The sequence below is a fragment of the Mesorhizobium cantuariense genome, from assembly GCF_042647205.1.
GTDB classification, from domain to species: domain Bacteria; phylum Pseudomonadota; class Alphaproteobacteria; order Rhizobiales; family Rhizobiaceae; genus Mesorhizobium; species Mesorhizobium cantuariense.
Window position 1 is genome coordinate 912328 of the sequence record NZ_JBHRVD010000001.1, and the last position, 15517, is coordinate 927844.

Here is a 15517-nt window from a genome sequence, read left to right on the forward strand (position 1 = left end):
ACGTGACCGACGCAGATCGGCTGGATCTGTCGCAAACGCCTTTAAGGGGGAAGAACGGGCGGCTTTCGGATACACTTCACCCTGCCCTCGAACCTGTCGCGGACGATGGTCTCGGCAACGACCTTGTCGATCCCGCCACTATCACCATCGAAGCGGACAACCACGCTGAGATCGCCTTTGGCGCCCTGCAAGCTGGCCTCGATCTCACCTATGGAGCGGAGCGGTCAAGTGGTTTATTCCCGAAAAGGGCTTCGGCTTCATTGCTCCCGAGAACGGTGAAAAGGACGCCTTCGTTCGCGCTACTGCGCTGATCCGCTCAGGGCTAAGCGTGCTGATGGAGGGGCAGAAAGTGTCTTTCCAATACGGGCAAGGCAAGAACGGCCTGGAGGTTCAGAGCATTCGCCTGGTCCAGGCGGCGATAGATCGGCCTTGGCCGAAACTACCTTCATACAAAAGAAAAGCCCGCTGCCGGGAGGAGGTGGCAGCGGGCTCGATTTTCGAATACGGCGCGGGAGGAGGTGCACCGCATTCAGTATCGGCATCCATCTGGGAGGAGAGTAGATGGCCGACAGCAAGATGATACCGACGGGCCGCCGATATTGCAATGCACAATTTCGTATCGCAAATGCGAAGGTGACGACAAGCCTGCCTGACAACAAGCCCGATGGTTCCATCTGCCCCAGGGCGCTAGCCAGGCCGATTTGGCGTGCGGCCTCGCCGCGGCCGCCGCCGCATGAAGCGGGTTGCTTGCCAAACCGATCCGAAAACCCGCGTAACCTGCTGTAAAGACCGGTTCGGCCGAGCCGAACCGCACCGATCCGTTTGGCGGCATCGCGAAATATTATTTTCCCGAAGCTGCGGGTTCTTGGATCCGGTTGGATTCCCAATTCAACGGTATGGCGGGATTGCAGGCAATCGCGCCTGACTGACGCGTTCCACATCAAGTCTGAGGTTTTCAGGCATCCCATGGCCTTCCACCTTTTTGTCCCCATCCTTGCCGGCGCGACGATCTCGAGCGGCTGCTGCGGCAGGTCGAGTTGCAGGCGACGGTGCGCTCACACCGGACCTTGCTGTGCGAGGACATCATGTCGCGCGATGTGACCAGGCGCGGTATTTGCTGCTTGATTACAACATCCGGTCGCTACCGGTCGTCGATCTGGAAGCGAGGCTGGTCGGCGCCGGGCGGGCTCAGGGAGCTGGCACGAGCGGCGGACGCTGTAATAAGCGTGACGTCGCCGGCGGCGACCGCTACGGCAAGCGCACCCGCGATGAGCCTGCTGCCGGTGCTCACCGACGGTCGCAGCCACGCCGCCATCATCGTCCATGACGACAGGCGCATCCTCGGCCTGATCACGCAGACCGACCTGCTGGCTGCAACCGCGCCCGCGCGGGCTGCAGACCAGCCGCAAGGTGCAGACAAGCCATTGGCGGCAGCGCTACAATAGTCGCCACCCCGAAAAAAATGTTCGGGAAGCTTTCCCGGCAAGCCTGTCCAATGTTCGACCGGGTTTCGATCCGGAGCCTATATTTGTTTAGGCGACATTGCCCGCCGCCCGCTTCCGGCGACATACAGCTTGTCCGCGGAGGCCGAGGACATTGTGCAGGAGGGTCTATGCCAGGGACCTTTCGTCCATATCAATCCCGTTCGCGGCGAGCCTCGCTCGTGCCCATTGTCGAGTCGAGCAGGCGGAAATGTCGGCTGCTCGATGGGCTGAACTCCTCCCAAGCAGACCGGGCTTTCTCAACTTACCGGTCGCGCTCGCCGGCCCTACGTTTGGATTTTGGCTGGTGAAGGCGTCGCCGGACGTTCGGCTTGAGCGCGTTCCTGACGTCCTTGTCGGCGACCGTCAGATCGAACCATTGAGGATCGAAATGGCCACCGCACCACCGCCTCATGTCGCGATGCTCGGGATCTTCCCGGTCGGCCATGATGGCCAGGAAATTCTCAAAACCGCCGATGCCGCCGACATCTTCCGGTGGCCTGGCGTGGGCGCCGTCGATGCAAGCCGCTGTCCTCGGAATCGGATCGAGGGTGAGGAATTTCTCGATGGTGACTAGATGCTCCCAGTGATCGCCGAAGTCGTAGAGATAGATGAATGAGAGGCCTGGATGGTGCTCGAAATCAAGAAGCCGGACCTCATTTTCATCGAAGGAACGGGATCCGCCTTCATATTCCATCTCGCCAAGCTGTTCGGGATCGCCATAGGACAAACCGCCAACCCGAAACTCATGCAGGTGGTAGTTCCACCAGTTGAAGGCGGCCTGGATGACGAGATGCAATTGTCCAAGATGCCAGTTCCACGGAACGACCACGCGTCGCCAAACCGCCGGCTCGATGCCGGCGAGCTCGATCCTGATTTGTAGCGCATTGGGTTCCTGGAAAAGCATGACGTTACTTGGAACTGTTTTGCCTCAAAATTGTCAACCTCGGTGTCGCGCCACTTTCGAACGCAGTGTCGAAGTGCGTCCGACCGCGGTGAAGAGCAATTCGACACGCTTGGCCAGATTGCGCATCTCCTCTGGTACCCGGCAAATAGAGCATCGGCGTCGCTGGTTCGCGCCGCGACGCAAATCGCCCGACGCGACCAGCGGCACGCGCTTATCGGCGACCCCAGCCGCAGCACCGACCGCAGGTTCGGCGAGGCGAACGGACCCTCCTACCCGTTCTCCCGATGCAAGGTCCCCCGGCTTGCGAGACGTCGTTTCACTATAGACGGCGCACGCGGTCCGGTATCCGCTGCATCTCGCTTTCGCGCAGCGCGGCCGCGACCTCAACCGGCATGCCGTGCTGGGGATCGGTTTCGTGTCCGGCCGGGTCCCAGAGGTGGTCCCCCACAAACTTCAGCGCCAGGCTTTTCGAGGCCGGCCACGGGAAAGAGGCACCGGTCGCGGCCGGCGCCTAGGCCTCAAGGGTTCTCTTCGAATTCACAGAACGCCTACGTCAGGTCAAAGTCAGCTAGGCTGCGTATCGTTGCTGCAGGGCTTACCAGACCGCACTCAATGAGCCTCTCAGGAGTGAGAATCGTTATGTATGGTCGAATTGGTGGCTCTCTGCGCAGACTTGCGAGCAGCCCATATTTCATTTTCAAATGGAGAGCGGTATGGATGGTTCGCAGTTCAATCCTCGGCAGTTGAATCCGTTTGCATCAGGCTTCGCGCAGCAGAATACCGAGATGCCGGTAGGGCAACAGGCGGACGACTCGAGCCGGCAAGCGAGCTTTGAGCAGCAGCTGAGCCAGTTACAGCCCCCTTCGTCTGAGGAGGGCGGTGGAGGGATCCAGAGCGCGGGCTTGCGGGATAACCCGTTCAGTGGCCCGGAGGCGGCGCAAGGACCGGGTCCATGGCGCAATAGCGGTAGACAGCAACCGGAGTTTGCGGTGAATAAAGAGGTCCGCGTGGGCGCAAAGCGCGAACGCTTTGGGCCCTTTGCCGAGGACAAGGAGCTTGTTTCCACCTTCAAGAAAGCAGCCCGCGAAGCGCAGACGCACGAGAGGACTGTCAAGAGATTGGTAGGTGATCTGCACCATTTAAGCGGCTGGCTGTTCCAGGAAAATCGGGGCCCTATAACCGGCCGGTTTGACCGCGATTCGCCTGGCCATGCTTCTTTTGTCGCCGATGTGCGGGACTATCTGAAGGATGGTGGCCGCTTTGCTGTCGTTGCGCAGCTGAACAAGGTTGCCCCCGGGAGCCTTCCTTCACGAGACCAGCTAATTGGGGAGCTCCCTGCCGAAGACGCCGATCTCTTGGCAAGGTTCCGGGTAGGCGCCGAGCAGCGCAATGCCGCCAAAGGGGACATCAAAAACAGTCTTTCCAGATTTAGGGTGTTTGCTCGGTGGCTCCAAGCAAACGATAGGGACCCTCTAGCTTCTCTGTTGCGAGGCGGTTCGCTAGACAATGAAATTTCGGAGTACAGAAGCCTGGGGGGAGACCCTCAGAATCGCCTTAAATGCGCTCTGGCTAATCTCCCGCGGCTCTTGCCTGGGGGTGAAGAAGCCGAAGCGCCCGGATCCGAACCCCGTGGCATTGGGCGGCCCCGTCACCTGGCTCCTTATCCCGAAGACGGCCCCCTCATTGATGGTGCGCTCGGCCAAGCCTTGAACGATCTTAGGACCCCGACTGCGGCGCAGAGGCAGTTTGCCCAGAAGCGGGCTACACGTCTTCGTGCGCTGAGTGAGTGGCTTCAAAAAACGGGCAGGGGGGGAGCATAGCTGGTCGACTTAACGGCTCTAACAATGAGCAGTTAACGCTGCGGAACGATGTGGAAGCGTTCAAACTGACTGGAAGCAGAGTACACGCTCCCGATTTGTCGCATCTTCGGAGCTACTTAAAACTCGTCGAGGCGAACCAAGGGTTGGGGCTGCAATCACATGAGCAGTCGGCTTTGCCAGCCGCGCAGACAGCTCGGCAGACCGGCGCGCTGAAGGAGCTCGCCTCGCTGCCCGCTACCCCGAGCGAGGGAGCTCGGGCCTTCTGGAGCCAGGCGATGCAAGAACCCCCGTCATCATCAACTGCCATGGCTCCCTCAGACGTCTTCCGTGAGGTCGCGGGGCGCGACGATGCTCACTTTCCGCCAGCGCACTCTGCCAGGGCCCGTTCAGACACCTACGGCGGTCTTGAGTCAATCGTTGATCTGAATGCGCCCACGCCATCCGAATTGCGCGACGATGCTCACTTTGCGCCAGCGCACTCTGCCAAGGCTCGCTCAGACACCTACGGGGGTCTTGAGTCAATCGTTGATCTGAATGCGCCCACGCCATCCGAATTGCGCGACGATGCTCACTTCGCGCCAGCGCACTCTGCCAAGGCTCGCTCAGACACCTACGGGGGTCTTGAGTCAATCGTTGATCTGAATGCGCCCACGCCATCCGAATTGCGCGACGATGCTCACTTCGCGCACTCTGCCAAGGCTCGCTCAGACACCTACGGGGGTCTTGAGTCAATCGTTGATCTGAATGCGCCCACGCCATCCGAATTGCGCGACGATGCTCACTTTGCGCCAGCGCACTCTGCCAAGGCCCGCTCAGACACCTACGGCGGTCTTCCATTGGTTGATCTGACAAGGCCCACGCCATCCGGATTACGCGACGAGGTTAATTCTGTGCGGGCATTCTCGACCACCTCCTCCGATGCTCAGATCGGGGCTTTGGATCCGAAAGCCTCGTCCCACGACCGCGGGCTGGTGCTCGGGGACACGCAATGGCTGGACGACAGGCATATCCTCACGGATTACCAGCTCCTGGCGCAGGAGTTGCAGGGGACCAATCCGAGTCTCGCCGCCCGGACGCGGTTCGTGGATCCCCTCGTAGCCTTTCAGCTGAACTGGGGCGACACGCTAAGTACATTCCACAGTATCGTCCATAATCGGCAGGGTAACGATACAGCCGACTTCCTGTTCCTGCCAGTGAATAATGCCCATGTTTCGGATCCTAATCAACGCGGCAGCCATTGGTCGCTGCTGTTCGTTGATCGCAGCGACCGGCAAAAGCCGGTCGCCTATCACTACGACTCCGCGCAAGGATACAACGCCCGGCCTGCAGAACAGCTCGCAGGACGGCTGGGCGCCCGCCTGGAGTCACCCCTCATGGCCCAGCAGCAGAACAGCTATGATTGCGGCGTCTTTGTCGTGGACGGTATGCGTGAGCTGGTTAGGCGATTGGCGCAAGGAGGGCATTCTATCCACCTGGACCAGCTCGTCGCCGATCGGCAGGCACTGCAAAACCGACTCAGGAGTTGATGTCGGCTTCTGCTGATAGAGCTGGCTGAGGCGACTCTCGCCGACACCAGCCAGCGAAGGACACGCGCGAATGCGAGCTTGAGAAGTTGCATGCTCAGATCGGCCAGCTGACGATCGAGCGTGATCTTAGACTAGCCCCGACCTGTACAGTCTGTTTTACAGAGGATTTCATAGCCATGTTCTTCCGGTCCTTGTTACTCGTCCGCCTCCTCGCCTTTGGCAGCTCAGCCGCCATCGTGCCGGGCACGCAAACTACCATGGCGCAGAATCTGTCCACTCCGTCGCCATGGCCGGACACGCCGACATCACGACTGGAAGCTCTTGCAGTCCTTCAAGCCCTGAATGCCGATCTCCTCAGCAATGCCAGTGCTACGCTGACACTTGATCGCTGGTGCGCAACACACAAGCTGGCGCCGGAAGGCTCGAAGATCGTGGCTCATCGTGTACATGGTCAAGACAAGCCGGCGGATGTCCATATCCGTAAGCTACTTGCCGTAGGCTCGGACGAACCCATAGCCTATCGGCGCGTTCGTCTGGCCTGCGGCGAGCACGTCCTGTCCGAGGCGGACAACTGGTACGTGCCGGCAAGGCTGACGGCCGAGATGAACAAGGCGCTCGATACGAGCGATATAGCATTCGGTCGAGCCGTTCAGGCTCTAAATTTCAGTCGCACGAACCTATCGGCGAAGCTGCTTTGGTCCCCTCTCTCGAAAGGATGGGAAATGCAAACCAGCCTGCCGGCTTCCGGTACTGGATCTCTTGTCCCTCCCCCTTTCCTTCTCGAACATCACGCCGTGCTCAAACTACCGGATGGCGTGCCATTCAGTGCATTGATCGAAAGCTATACCAGCCGCGTGCTGGATTTCCCGGCTCCGCGTCCGTCTTCGCAATAGGCACTCTCCTGCTGCGAACATGAGCCGTCGGTCGGGCACTGCCCGGAAATAAAAAGCCATGTAGTTCGAGCGATCTGAACGCGTATAGAGGTTGTTTCAGCACGGTGGAGACTGGCCACTATCCCGGATAGCTTGATCTCCGGCCGCCGCGTCGCCCGCGAACCCACTATTACATCCCATACATGAGGTTGCTGCTCCCATCGGCGGAATGAGGCCATCTGCCCTGGTTTGTCGAAGACCTAAGGAGAGCAGCGATGGAATATTACGTCGGAGTGGACGTCAGTCTCAAGAGCACGCACATCTGCATTATGGTCAGGATCGACAGGTGGTGTGGCGCGGGAGCGCGGACACGCAGCCGTCAATGATCGCGGAGCGGCTGAAAAGATGGAACGGTCATCTTGCGAAAGTCGGCCTTGAGACAGGCTCGATGACGCCTTGGCTCTACCACGAGCTGAAGGATCTGGGTTTTCCGGTCATCTGCATGGATGCGCGGCGTGCTGCAGATGCCCTGAAGGCGCGGCCTGAGAAGACGGACAAGGCGGATGCGCAGGCGCTTGCCGAGATACTGGCAAGCGGTTTGTATTCTGCGGTGCATGTGAAGACCATGGAAAGCCACCGGCTGAAGGCGTTGCTTGGCGCGCGTGAGCAACTGGTCAATGTCAAGCGCCAGCTTTACGGGCAGGTCCGTGGGCTCCTGCGCAACAGCAGCCAAATGTAGAGAACGCAGCAGCGAAATGTAGAGAACCATTGGTCATAATGATTGACCGACATGCAAAATCGCCGCGCGGGTGGTCGAGATGAAAACCCAGATCCGCCTGCACCTGCCGACCTCCTGCCCCGACCAGCGCATCCTGCGCATCGTCCTCAATCGCATTGCGCGGCTCGTGACATAGCCGACGGGGCGCAGACGTCCCGAAACAAACCCGCCGACCGCAACCTGCAAACCCAGCCCTCCATCACGACGGATCATCGCCGGCGCCTGACGAGGGTTGTCAAAACGCACCGAAACGGCGACCTGATCACCGCCTCAGGCCGCCAAAAGCTCATCGCCGTGCATCAAGGCGGCTAGCATTCGGTGGTTTTTGAAAGCAGCCCGTCTTGATTGACGGTCTTTCGGCAATTCCGGATCACGGTCCGATCCTCTGATCCCAGATTTGTCGGGTGCTACGTCGGGCATGACCGTCCCTCGAAGGGGCCCCCGGGCAGGCTCCCCGCGCCTCGTGGCCTCTTTTTTGCTGTCGCCTCTGCAAGCGTGAATCAACCCGGATCATTCGACCGGGTTGGCCGAACCTTGGCGCCTTCGGGAAATTGTCTTGCGCCGTACAGAGAGCGCAGCCCTTGTAGTTGGCCAGGGTCTGCAGAAAATCTAGCAGAAGGTGCTGTTTCAGTTCGTCCGGGATACCTCCGGACGCGTCGAATCCGAGAGCATAGCACCGGCCTTATGTCTTATCGATTGAACAGCGGCGCGTTCCCGCGTTTCAAATCTGAGCAATACCCAATGATTGCCCCATCGCACCTCGTCGTGCGTACGGTGGGTTTTACTCCCTGTGCTTTGGCCAGATGCTTGATCCGCCTGTCCAGAACAGCGGAGCAAAAGCCAATGACACCGACGAAGCTGCTGATTGGCCAGATCGTGGTTGTGTTTGCCATCGCAGTCCTCGGCGTATGGACGGCAACACAATGGTGCGCCCACATGCTGGGCCATCAGCCGCAACTCGGCGCCCCATGGTTTGTCGCGGCCGGCTGGGCAATCTATAAGCCGTGGAAACTTTTCGAATGGTGGTTCCATTTCGACGCTTACGCGCCAGAGGTCTTCGACAAGGCGGGCGCACTTGCCGGCGCCAGTGGCTTCCTAAGCTGTGGCGCTGCTATGGCCGGTTCACTTTGGCGTGCGCGGCAGCGTGGAGCGGTCACTACCTACGGCTCTTCACGATGGGCCGAAAAGTGGGAGATTGAGAAGGAGGGGCTATTCAGGACGGCCGGCGTTTTCCTTGGCAAATTGAAGGACCAGTATCTGCGCCATGACGGCCCAGAGCATGTCATGGCGTTTGCGCCAACACGTTCTGGCAAGGGTGTCGGGCTGGTTCTGCCAACCCTCCTTTCCTGGACCGGCTCGGCCGTCATTCACGACATCAAAGGTGAAAACTGGCAGCTGACCTCCGGCTGGCGCTCGAAGTTTTCACATTGCCTTTTGTTCAATCCTACCGATTCAAGGTCGGCGCGCTACAACCCGCTGCTAGAGGTACGCCAGGGCCTAGACGAGGTCCGCGACGTCCAGAACATCGCCGACATCCTCGTCGATCCGGAAGGCGCGCTGGAGCGGCGAAACCATTGGGAAAAGACCAGCCACTCACTGCTGGTCGGCGCCATCTTGCACGTGCTCTACGCCGAAGAGGAAAAGACGCTAGCCCGTGTCGCTACCTTCCTCTCGGACCCACAGCGCTCGTTTGCTGCAACGCTGCAACGGATGATGACCACCAACCATCTCGGAGCTAGTGAAAAGCCTCAGGTCCATCCTGTCGTGGCCTCGGCGGCTCGTGAGGTGCTGAACAAGTCAGAGAATGAGCGTTCAGGCGTTCTCTCGACCGCCATGTCATTTCTCGGGCTCTATCGCGATCCGACCGTAGCTGCGGCAACATCGGCTTGCGACTGGCGCATTGCTGACCTCATGGATGCAGAGCGACCAATGTCGCTTTATCTGGTCGTGCCGCCATCGGACATCTCACGTACCAAGCCGCTGGTGCGACTGGTGCTCAATCAGATCGGCCGGCGGCTCACCGAGCGGCTGGAGGGCGATCCAAAGAAGAGCCGCAAACATCAACTGCTCATGATGCTCGACGAATTTCCGGCGCTCGGACGGCTCGATTTTTTCGAGACTGCGCTCGCCTTCATGGCCGGCTACGGCATTCGCGCCTATTTGATCGCGCAATCCTTGAACCAGATTTCAAAAGCCTACGGCGAGAACAACGCCATTCTCGACAACTGTCATGTGCGGATTGCCTTTTCGTCCAATGACGAGCGCACGGCAAAACGCATCTCCGATGCGCTCGGCACGGCGACGGAGCTCAGATCCATGCGCAACTATGCCGGCCATAGGCTGGCGCCCTGGCTTTCCCACGTCATGGTCAGCCGCCAGGAAACGGCACGACCTCTGCTGACGCCCGGGGAGGTAATGCAGTTGCCGCCGTCTGACGAACTGGTGTTGGTTTCAGGGCTGCCGCCGATCCGTGCCAAGAAGTTGCGCTATTACCAGGATCAGAATTTCACCGAACGGTTGCTGCCTTCGCCACTGCTTCGGGACGGTCCTTACGCTGATTGCCCTGCGTCGCGTCTGGATGATTGGAGCGGACAGGTGTGCGGCGTTGATCGCCGTCTTGTTCCCGGCGACGAAAGCGGCGTGGCAACCGAAAACGACGGCGGTGTTCAGCAGCAGCGTCATCCAGGTCTGCCCGATGAACACCCCGTCGTCTCTCAGCAGCCGGATCAGGACGATCTCTTCAAGCCCACCGACGATGACAGCGAGGCGCTCCCCGACAAGCTCGTTATGGACCGGATTTCCACTGCCGCGCGTGCCTACGGCATCAACGAGGGAAGGGGCGACGACAAGGACATCGTGCCCGGCTTCTGAACCCCGCTTCGAGTTGGGCGCACCTCAGCGTAGATAACGGCCATACGCGATTTCGGGCACCTCGACGATGCTTGTTCCGTCGCCGGTGCAGCAAGCGTCGGTCAGCCGGAACGAGCCGCATGAAGCCCCACCGCATCCGTCATCAGTTTCTGCTTGAACCCGGGCTGAGCGAGAAGCTGGACAACCTCAGCCGCGATCCATCGACCACCAAATCCGCGGTCGTCGCGAAGGCGGTTGAGGCCTTCATAGAGCGGCGGGGCGAGAACGATCTCGACCAGCGCTACGGCAAGCGGCTCGATCGTCTGTCCCGCGAGCTCGATCATATCAGGCGCGATGTCGAGATGGTTCTGGAGAGCCTGGCGCTCTTCATCCGTTTTTCGATCACGCTTCATGCCCACACGCCGGTTCCGGACAGGGCGACGCAAGCGATTGCCCAGGAGCGTTTCGACAAATTCGTCGAGCAGGTCGGTCGCCAGATCGCCTCCGGGAAAAAATCGCTTGGCGAGGCCAATGGCGGGGGAAGGGAAGGATGAGTTCTCATCCCGAGGCCGACCATCGCCGCCGCGCCATGCTGCGCACCGCCATGGGCCCAGCGATCACCGAAGCCCTAGCCGATCCATTGGTCATCGAGGTGATGGTCAATCCCGACGGTGCGCTGAGGCTCGACCGGCTGGGCGAGGGGCGGGTCGACACCGGCGTGCACATGCACCCTTCCGAGGCGGAGCGCATCATTCGCCTGGTCGCCTCCCACGTGCGCGCCGAAGCGCATGAGGACAATCCGATTGTCAGCGCCGAACTGCCTTCGGGCGAGCGCTTCGAGGGTCTGCTGCCGCCGGTCGTGCTGGCACCATGCTTTGCTATCCGTAAACCGGCCGCAAAGCTCTACACTCTGGCCAACTACGTGGCCGACCGCATCATGTTGCCGCTGCAGGCCGATGCGCTGAAAAAGGCGGTCCGCGAGCGGCGCAACATTCTGGTCGCCGGCGGCACGTCGTCGGGCAAAACAACCCTTGCCAACGCGCTGCTGGCCGAAGTCGCCGAATGCGACGAGCGGGTGATCCTCATCGAGGACACGCGCGAACTGCAATGCGCGGCGAAGGATTGCGTTGCCTTACGAACGAGGCGGGGTTCGGTAACGCTTGCCGATCTCGTGCGCTCGACGCTGCGGCTTAGGCCCGACCGGATCATCGTCGGCGAAGTCCGGGGTGCGGAAGCGCTCGACATGGTGAAGGCATGGAACACAGGGCATCCCGGCGGCATCGCCACGGTTCACGCCAATTCGGCGCGCTCCGCGCTCTATCGCATCGAGCAGCTCGCGCAGGAAGCCGTCGTCACCGTTCCCCGCCGCCTCATCGCCGACGCCATCGATCTGATCGTCTTCATCGCCGGGCGCGGCTCGTCGCGCCGCATCGACGCGATCGCCGAGGTCACCGGTCTTGACGGCAGCGGCGATTACGCCGTCACCCCGCTCACGCTTCCGCAACTCCAGCAGCTCTGAAAGGTCATCTCATGCGCAAGAAGCTTCGCTTTCTTTCGTCCGCCGCGTTCGCGTTTTTTCTCACGGCACCGGCTTTCGCCGCGGGCTCCGGCATGCCCTGGGAGCAGCCGCTGCAGCAGATACTGGAATCGGTGCAAGGGCCGGTCGCCAAGATCGTCGCGGTGATCATAATCATCACCACCGGCCTGACGCTTGCCTTCGGTGATACGGCGGGCGGCTTCCGCCGGCTGATCCAGATCGTCTTCGGTCTGTCGATCGCCTTCGCGGCATCGAGCTTCTTTCTCTCCTTCTTCTCCTTCGGCGGTGGGGCACTCGTCTGATGGCCAGCGGAGAGCAGCATATTGAGGGCTTCGAGGTTCCTGTTCACCGGGCATTGACTGAGGCGATCCTGCTGGGCGGTGCGCCTCGAGCGGTTGCGATCCTCAACGGCACGGTGGCTGCGGCCATCGGTCTTGGCCTGCAGCAGTGGATCGCCGGGCTGGTACTCTGGATTGCCGGCCACACGCTCGCGGTCTTTGCCGCGCGCCGGGATCCGGACTTCGCGAGCGTGCTTGTCCGTCATCTTCGCATGAAGGGATGGTTTGCATGCTGAACCTTTCGGAGTATCGCGGCAAAACCGACCGGCTTGCCGACCATTTGCCTTGGGCCGCACTGGTCGCGCCGGGCATCGTGCTCAACAAGGATGGCAGCTTTCAGCGGACGTTGCGGTTCCGGGGTCCCGATCTCGAAAGCGCGACCGAAGCCGAACTCATCGGGATCTGCGCACGGGCGAACAATGCGCTCAGACGCCTTAGCTCCGGCTGGGCATTGTTCTTCGAGGCGGAGCGCATAGAAGCGCTGGGCTATCCGCATTCGCGGTTCCCCGATGCGGCGTCGTGGCTGGTCGACGAAGAACGGCGCGGGGCCTTCGAGGGCAAGGTCGCGCATTTCGAGAGCCGCTATCACCTGACCTTGCTGTTCATGCCGCCGCCGGACGGCCAGGCGCGGGCGGAAAGCGCGCTGGTCGACTCTCATCATTCCGAAGGCGAAAGAGACTGGCGCCAGGAGCTGGCGCGGTTCCGTGACGAGACCGACCGGGTTCTGGGTCTACTGTCGGGCTTCATGCCGGAAATGCGCGCCCTCGATGATGCCGAGACGCTGACTTACCTGCACGGCACAATCTCGACCCGCCGCCATCCAGTCGCCGTACCGGAAACGCCTATGTATCTGGATAGCATGCTGGTCGATGCGCCGCTCACCGGCGGCTTGGAGCCGATGCTGGGTGAGCAGCATCTTCGCACACTTACCATCCTCGGATTCCCGAACCTCACGCGGCCCGGAATTCTGGACGCACTCAACAACCAGGATTTCGCTTATCGCTGGGTGACGCGTTTCATTCCGCTCGACAAGACGGAAGCCACCAAGACGCTGACGCGATTGCGCCGGCAGTGGTTTGCCAAGCGTAAATCGATCGTGGCTATCCTGCGCGAGGTCGTGACCAACGAACCCGTTCCTCTCATCGACAGCGACGCCGACAACAAGGCACTCGATGCAGACGAAGCACTTCAAGCACTGGGCGGCGATCATGTCGGATTCGGCTATCTCACCACTACTGTGACGGTGTGGGACGAGGACCACCAAGCCGCCGAGGAGAAACTTCGCGCGGTCGAGCGCATCGTCAACGGACTTGGCTTCACTACGATCCGTGAAAGCGTCAATGCCGTGGAAGCGTGGCTCGGCTCGTTGCCTGGTCATGTCTACGCCAACGTTCGCCAGCCGCTCATTCACACACTGAATCTTGCCCATCTCATGCCGCTGTCATCGGTGTGGGCCGGGCCGGCGACGAACGAGCATCTCGCCAATGTTACCCAGACCGAAGCCCCGCCGCTTCTCGTTGCCGAGACCAGCGGGTCGACTCCGTTCCGGCTTTCCACTCATGTCGAGGACGTCGGCCACATGCTGATCGTTGGACCGACCGGCGCCGGCAAGTCGGTTCTGCTAGCACTGATCGCTTTGCAGTTCCGGCGCTATGCCGGCGCGCAGGTCTATGTCTTCGACAAAGGCAATTCGGCGCGTGCGGCGACACTTGCGATGGGTGGAGAGCATCATGTGCTCGGCGCGGACGGTGCGTTTGCCTTCCAGCCACTGCGAAACATCAGCGACCAGGCTACCCGCGGTTGGGCGGCCGAATGGATCGCAGCTCTGATTGCCCATGAGAGCGTCACCGTCACACCGGAGGTGAAGGAGGCAATCTGGTCGGCGCTCAACAGCCTTGCCACGACGCCGGCGCAGGAACGCACGCTGACCGGCCTGTCGGTCCTGCTTCAGTCCAATGCGCTCAAGTCTGCGTTGATGCCCTACACGCTCGACGGTCCCTTCGGCCGGCTGCTCGATGCCGATGTCGATCGGCTGGCCTTATCGGATGTGCAATGCTTCGAGACCGAGGAGCTGATGCACAGCCAAGGCGCTGTCCTGCCGGTGCTCACCTATCTTTTCCATCGCCTCGAGGAGCGGTTTGACGGGCGGCCGACGCTGCTCATGCTCGACGAGGCGTGGGTCTATCTCGACAACCCGCTTTTTGCCGCCCGCATCCGCGAATGGCTGAAGGTGCTGCGAAAGAAGAACGTGTCGGTTGTCTTCGCCACCCAATCGCTTGCCGACATCGCGGGCTCTGCAATCGCGCCCGCAATCATCGAGAGCTGCCCACAGCGTATTTTTCTTCCCAATGATCGTGCGGTGGAGCCGCAAGCGCGGGCAGCCTACGAACGCTTCGGTTTGAACGAGCGGCAGATCGAACTGATCGCTCGCGCCACGCCGAAGCGGCACTATTACCTGCAGTCGCGCCGCGGCAACCGTCTTTTCGAGCTCGGGCTCGGCCCGATCACACTCGCGCTGTGCGGTGCTTCCGATCCGGCCACGCAGACCCTTATCGAAAGGGTCCTGTCCGAGCACGGACAGGACAGCTTTGCCTCTCGTTTCCTGAATGCACGCGGCCTGGATTGGGCAGCCGAGCTTCTCCAGCAATTCCCTCAACCAGACACGGAGCAATCGTCATGATGGGACGCCGCCTTTTCACCAGCCTGATCACCGTTTCCCTGATCGCCAAACCGATGGCCGACTACGTCCAGCCAGCCTACGCCCTCATCGTGTTCGATCCGTCGAACTATACCCAGAACGTGCTAACGGCGGCACGCTCGCTGGAGCAGATCAACAACCAGGTCCAATCGCTTCAGAACCAGGCGACCATGCTGCAGAACATGGCGCGCAACCTTCAGCATCTGGATTTTTCTTCCGTTGGCCAACTCACCGGTGCGCTCCATCGCATCGACGGGCTGATGGATCAGGCGAGTGGCCTGAGCTTTGATCTCGACAAGCTTCAAGACCAATGGCGCAATCAATACCCGGAAAGCTATGACGCGACGATAAAGGTCAGCGATGTGGCGGGCGCTGCACGCGAGCGCTGGCAGAGCGCCATGCAGGCGTTTCGCCAGACCATGGGTGTCCAGTCGCAGATCGTCGAGAACGTCCGCGGCGACGGTGACCTGCTTACCGATCTCATCAACCGCAGCCAGGGCGCGGCCGGTGCGCTTGAGGCAAGCCAGGCAACCAACCAGTTGATCGCGCTTTCGACCAAGCAGCAGATGCAGATTCAGACGCTGCTCGCGACGCAGTTTCGAGCTGAAGCCGAGGATGCCGCCCGCAAGGCGCAGTCCGAGGAAGCCGCCCGCGAGACGACGAAGCGCTTCCTGGGCACCGGTACGGCCTATCCCGGCAACTGATTCTTC

Annotated in this window: 14 protein-coding genes and 1 pseudogene; 14 read left to right on the forward strand and 1 reads right to left on the reverse strand. The window is 60.9% G+C overall.

Annotated features, from left to right (window positions below):
- The first annotated feature begins 2 nt into the window (after window positions 1-2).
- From ACFOJ9_RS04315 to ACFOJ9_RS04325, 3 genes and pseudogenes are all read left to right on the forward strand, one after another.
- The gene (locus ACFOJ9_RS04315; protein WP_095088717.1) at window positions 3-311 is read left to right on the forward strand and encodes a hypothetical protein; all 309 of its coding nucleotides are present in this window, start codon (window positions 3-5) and stop codon (window positions 309-311) included.
- Window positions 260-580 (forward strand): cold-shock protein, encoded by a 321-nt coding sequence (locus ACFOJ9_RS04320; protein WP_378987551.1) that lies wholly within the window; start codon window positions 260-262, stop codon window positions 578-580. Before ACFOJ9_RS04315 ends, ACFOJ9_RS04320 begins: the two co-directional genes overlap by 52 nt.
- 421 nt (window positions 581-1001) lie before the next feature.
- Window positions 1002-1445: pseudogene (locus ACFOJ9_RS04325) on the forward strand (CBS domain-containing protein); the annotation flags it as partial.
- A 301-nt stretch (window positions 1446-1746) separates the two neighbouring features.
- Here ACFOJ9_RS04325 and ACFOJ9_RS04330 read toward each other — a convergent pair.
- A complete protein-coding gene (locus ACFOJ9_RS04330; protein ID WP_378925658.1) occupies window positions 1747-2388 on the reverse strand; it encodes a plasmid pRiA4b ORF-3 family protein in 642 nt (213 codons plus the stop codon).
- Between the two features lie 713 nt (window positions 2389-3101).
- Between ACFOJ9_RS04330 and ACFOJ9_RS04335 the strand changes: the two genes are divergently transcribed.
- The 11 genes from ACFOJ9_RS04335 (at window position 3102) to trbJ (ending at window position 15511) form a co-directional block, all read left to right on the forward strand.
- The gene (locus ACFOJ9_RS04335; protein ID WP_378977042.1) at window positions 3102-4208 is read left to right on the forward strand and encodes a hypothetical protein; all 1107 of its coding nucleotides are present in this window, start codon (window positions 3102-3104) and stop codon (window positions 4206-4208) included.
- A gap of 50 nt (window positions 4209-4258) precedes the next feature.
- On the forward strand, window positions 4259-5734 hold the full coding sequence (locus tag ACFOJ9_RS04340) for a Ulp1 family isopeptidase (protein WP_378977044.1): 1476 nt from the start codon (window positions 4259-4261) through the stop codon (window positions 5732-5734).
- 176 nt (window positions 5735-5910) lie between these two features.
- Window positions 5911-6627, forward strand: a complete 717-nt coding sequence (locus ACFOJ9_RS04345) for a hypothetical protein (RefSeq protein ID WP_095088709.1) — start codon at window positions 5911-5913, stop codon at window positions 6625-6627.
- Window positions 6628-6988: 361 nt separating this feature from the next.
- A complete protein-coding gene (locus tag ACFOJ9_RS04350; protein WP_378977046.1) occupies window positions 6989-7345 on the forward strand; it encodes an IS110 family transposase in 357 nt (118 codons plus the stop codon).
- Window positions 7346-8227: 882 nt separating this feature from the next.
- Window positions 8228-10255 carry a conjugal transfer protein TraG gene (locus ACFOJ9_RS04355; protein WP_378923850.1) on the forward strand — a complete coding sequence of 676 codons (2028 nt, stop codon included), beginning with the start codon at window positions 8228-8230 and terminating at the stop codon, window positions 10253-10255.
- A gap of 119 nt (window positions 10256-10374) precedes the next feature.
- Window positions 10375-10788: a CopG family transcriptional regulator gene (locus ACFOJ9_RS04360; RefSeq protein WP_095088703.1), complete on the forward strand. Its 414-nt coding sequence runs from the start codon at window positions 10375-10377 to the stop codon at window positions 10786-10788.
- On the forward strand, window positions 10785-11753 hold the full coding sequence (gene trbB, locus ACFOJ9_RS04365) for a P-type conjugative transfer ATPase TrbB (RefSeq protein WP_095088701.1): 969 nt from the start codon (window positions 10785-10787) through the stop codon (window positions 11751-11753). Before ACFOJ9_RS04360 ends, trbB begins: the two co-directional genes overlap by 4 nt.
- Before the next feature lie 11 nt (window positions 11754-11764).
- Window positions 11765-12073, forward strand: coding sequence for a TrbC/VirB2 family protein (locus ACFOJ9_RS04370; protein WP_095088699.1), 309 nt, complete (start codon window positions 11765-11767; stop codon window positions 12071-12073).
- Entirely contained in the window at window positions 12073-12345 is a 273-nt protein-coding gene (locus ACFOJ9_RS04375; RefSeq protein ID WP_378923818.1) for a VirB3 family type IV secretion system protein, read from the forward strand. The genes ACFOJ9_RS04370 and ACFOJ9_RS04375 overlap by 1 nt, the downstream gene beginning before the upstream one ends.
- Window positions 12339-14789: a conjugal transfer protein TrbE gene (gene trbE / locus ACFOJ9_RS04380; protein WP_378977048.1), complete on the forward strand. Its 2451-nt coding sequence runs from the start codon at window positions 12339-12341 to the stop codon at window positions 14787-14789. Before ACFOJ9_RS04375 ends, trbE begins: the two co-directional genes overlap by 7 nt.
- A complete protein-coding gene (gene trbJ, locus ACFOJ9_RS04385; protein ID WP_378977050.1) occupies window positions 14786-15511 on the forward strand; it encodes a P-type conjugative transfer protein TrbJ in 726 nt (241 codons plus the stop codon). Before trbE ends, trbJ begins: the two co-directional genes overlap by 4 nt.
- The last annotated feature ends 6 nt before the right edge of the window (window positions 15512-15517 follow it).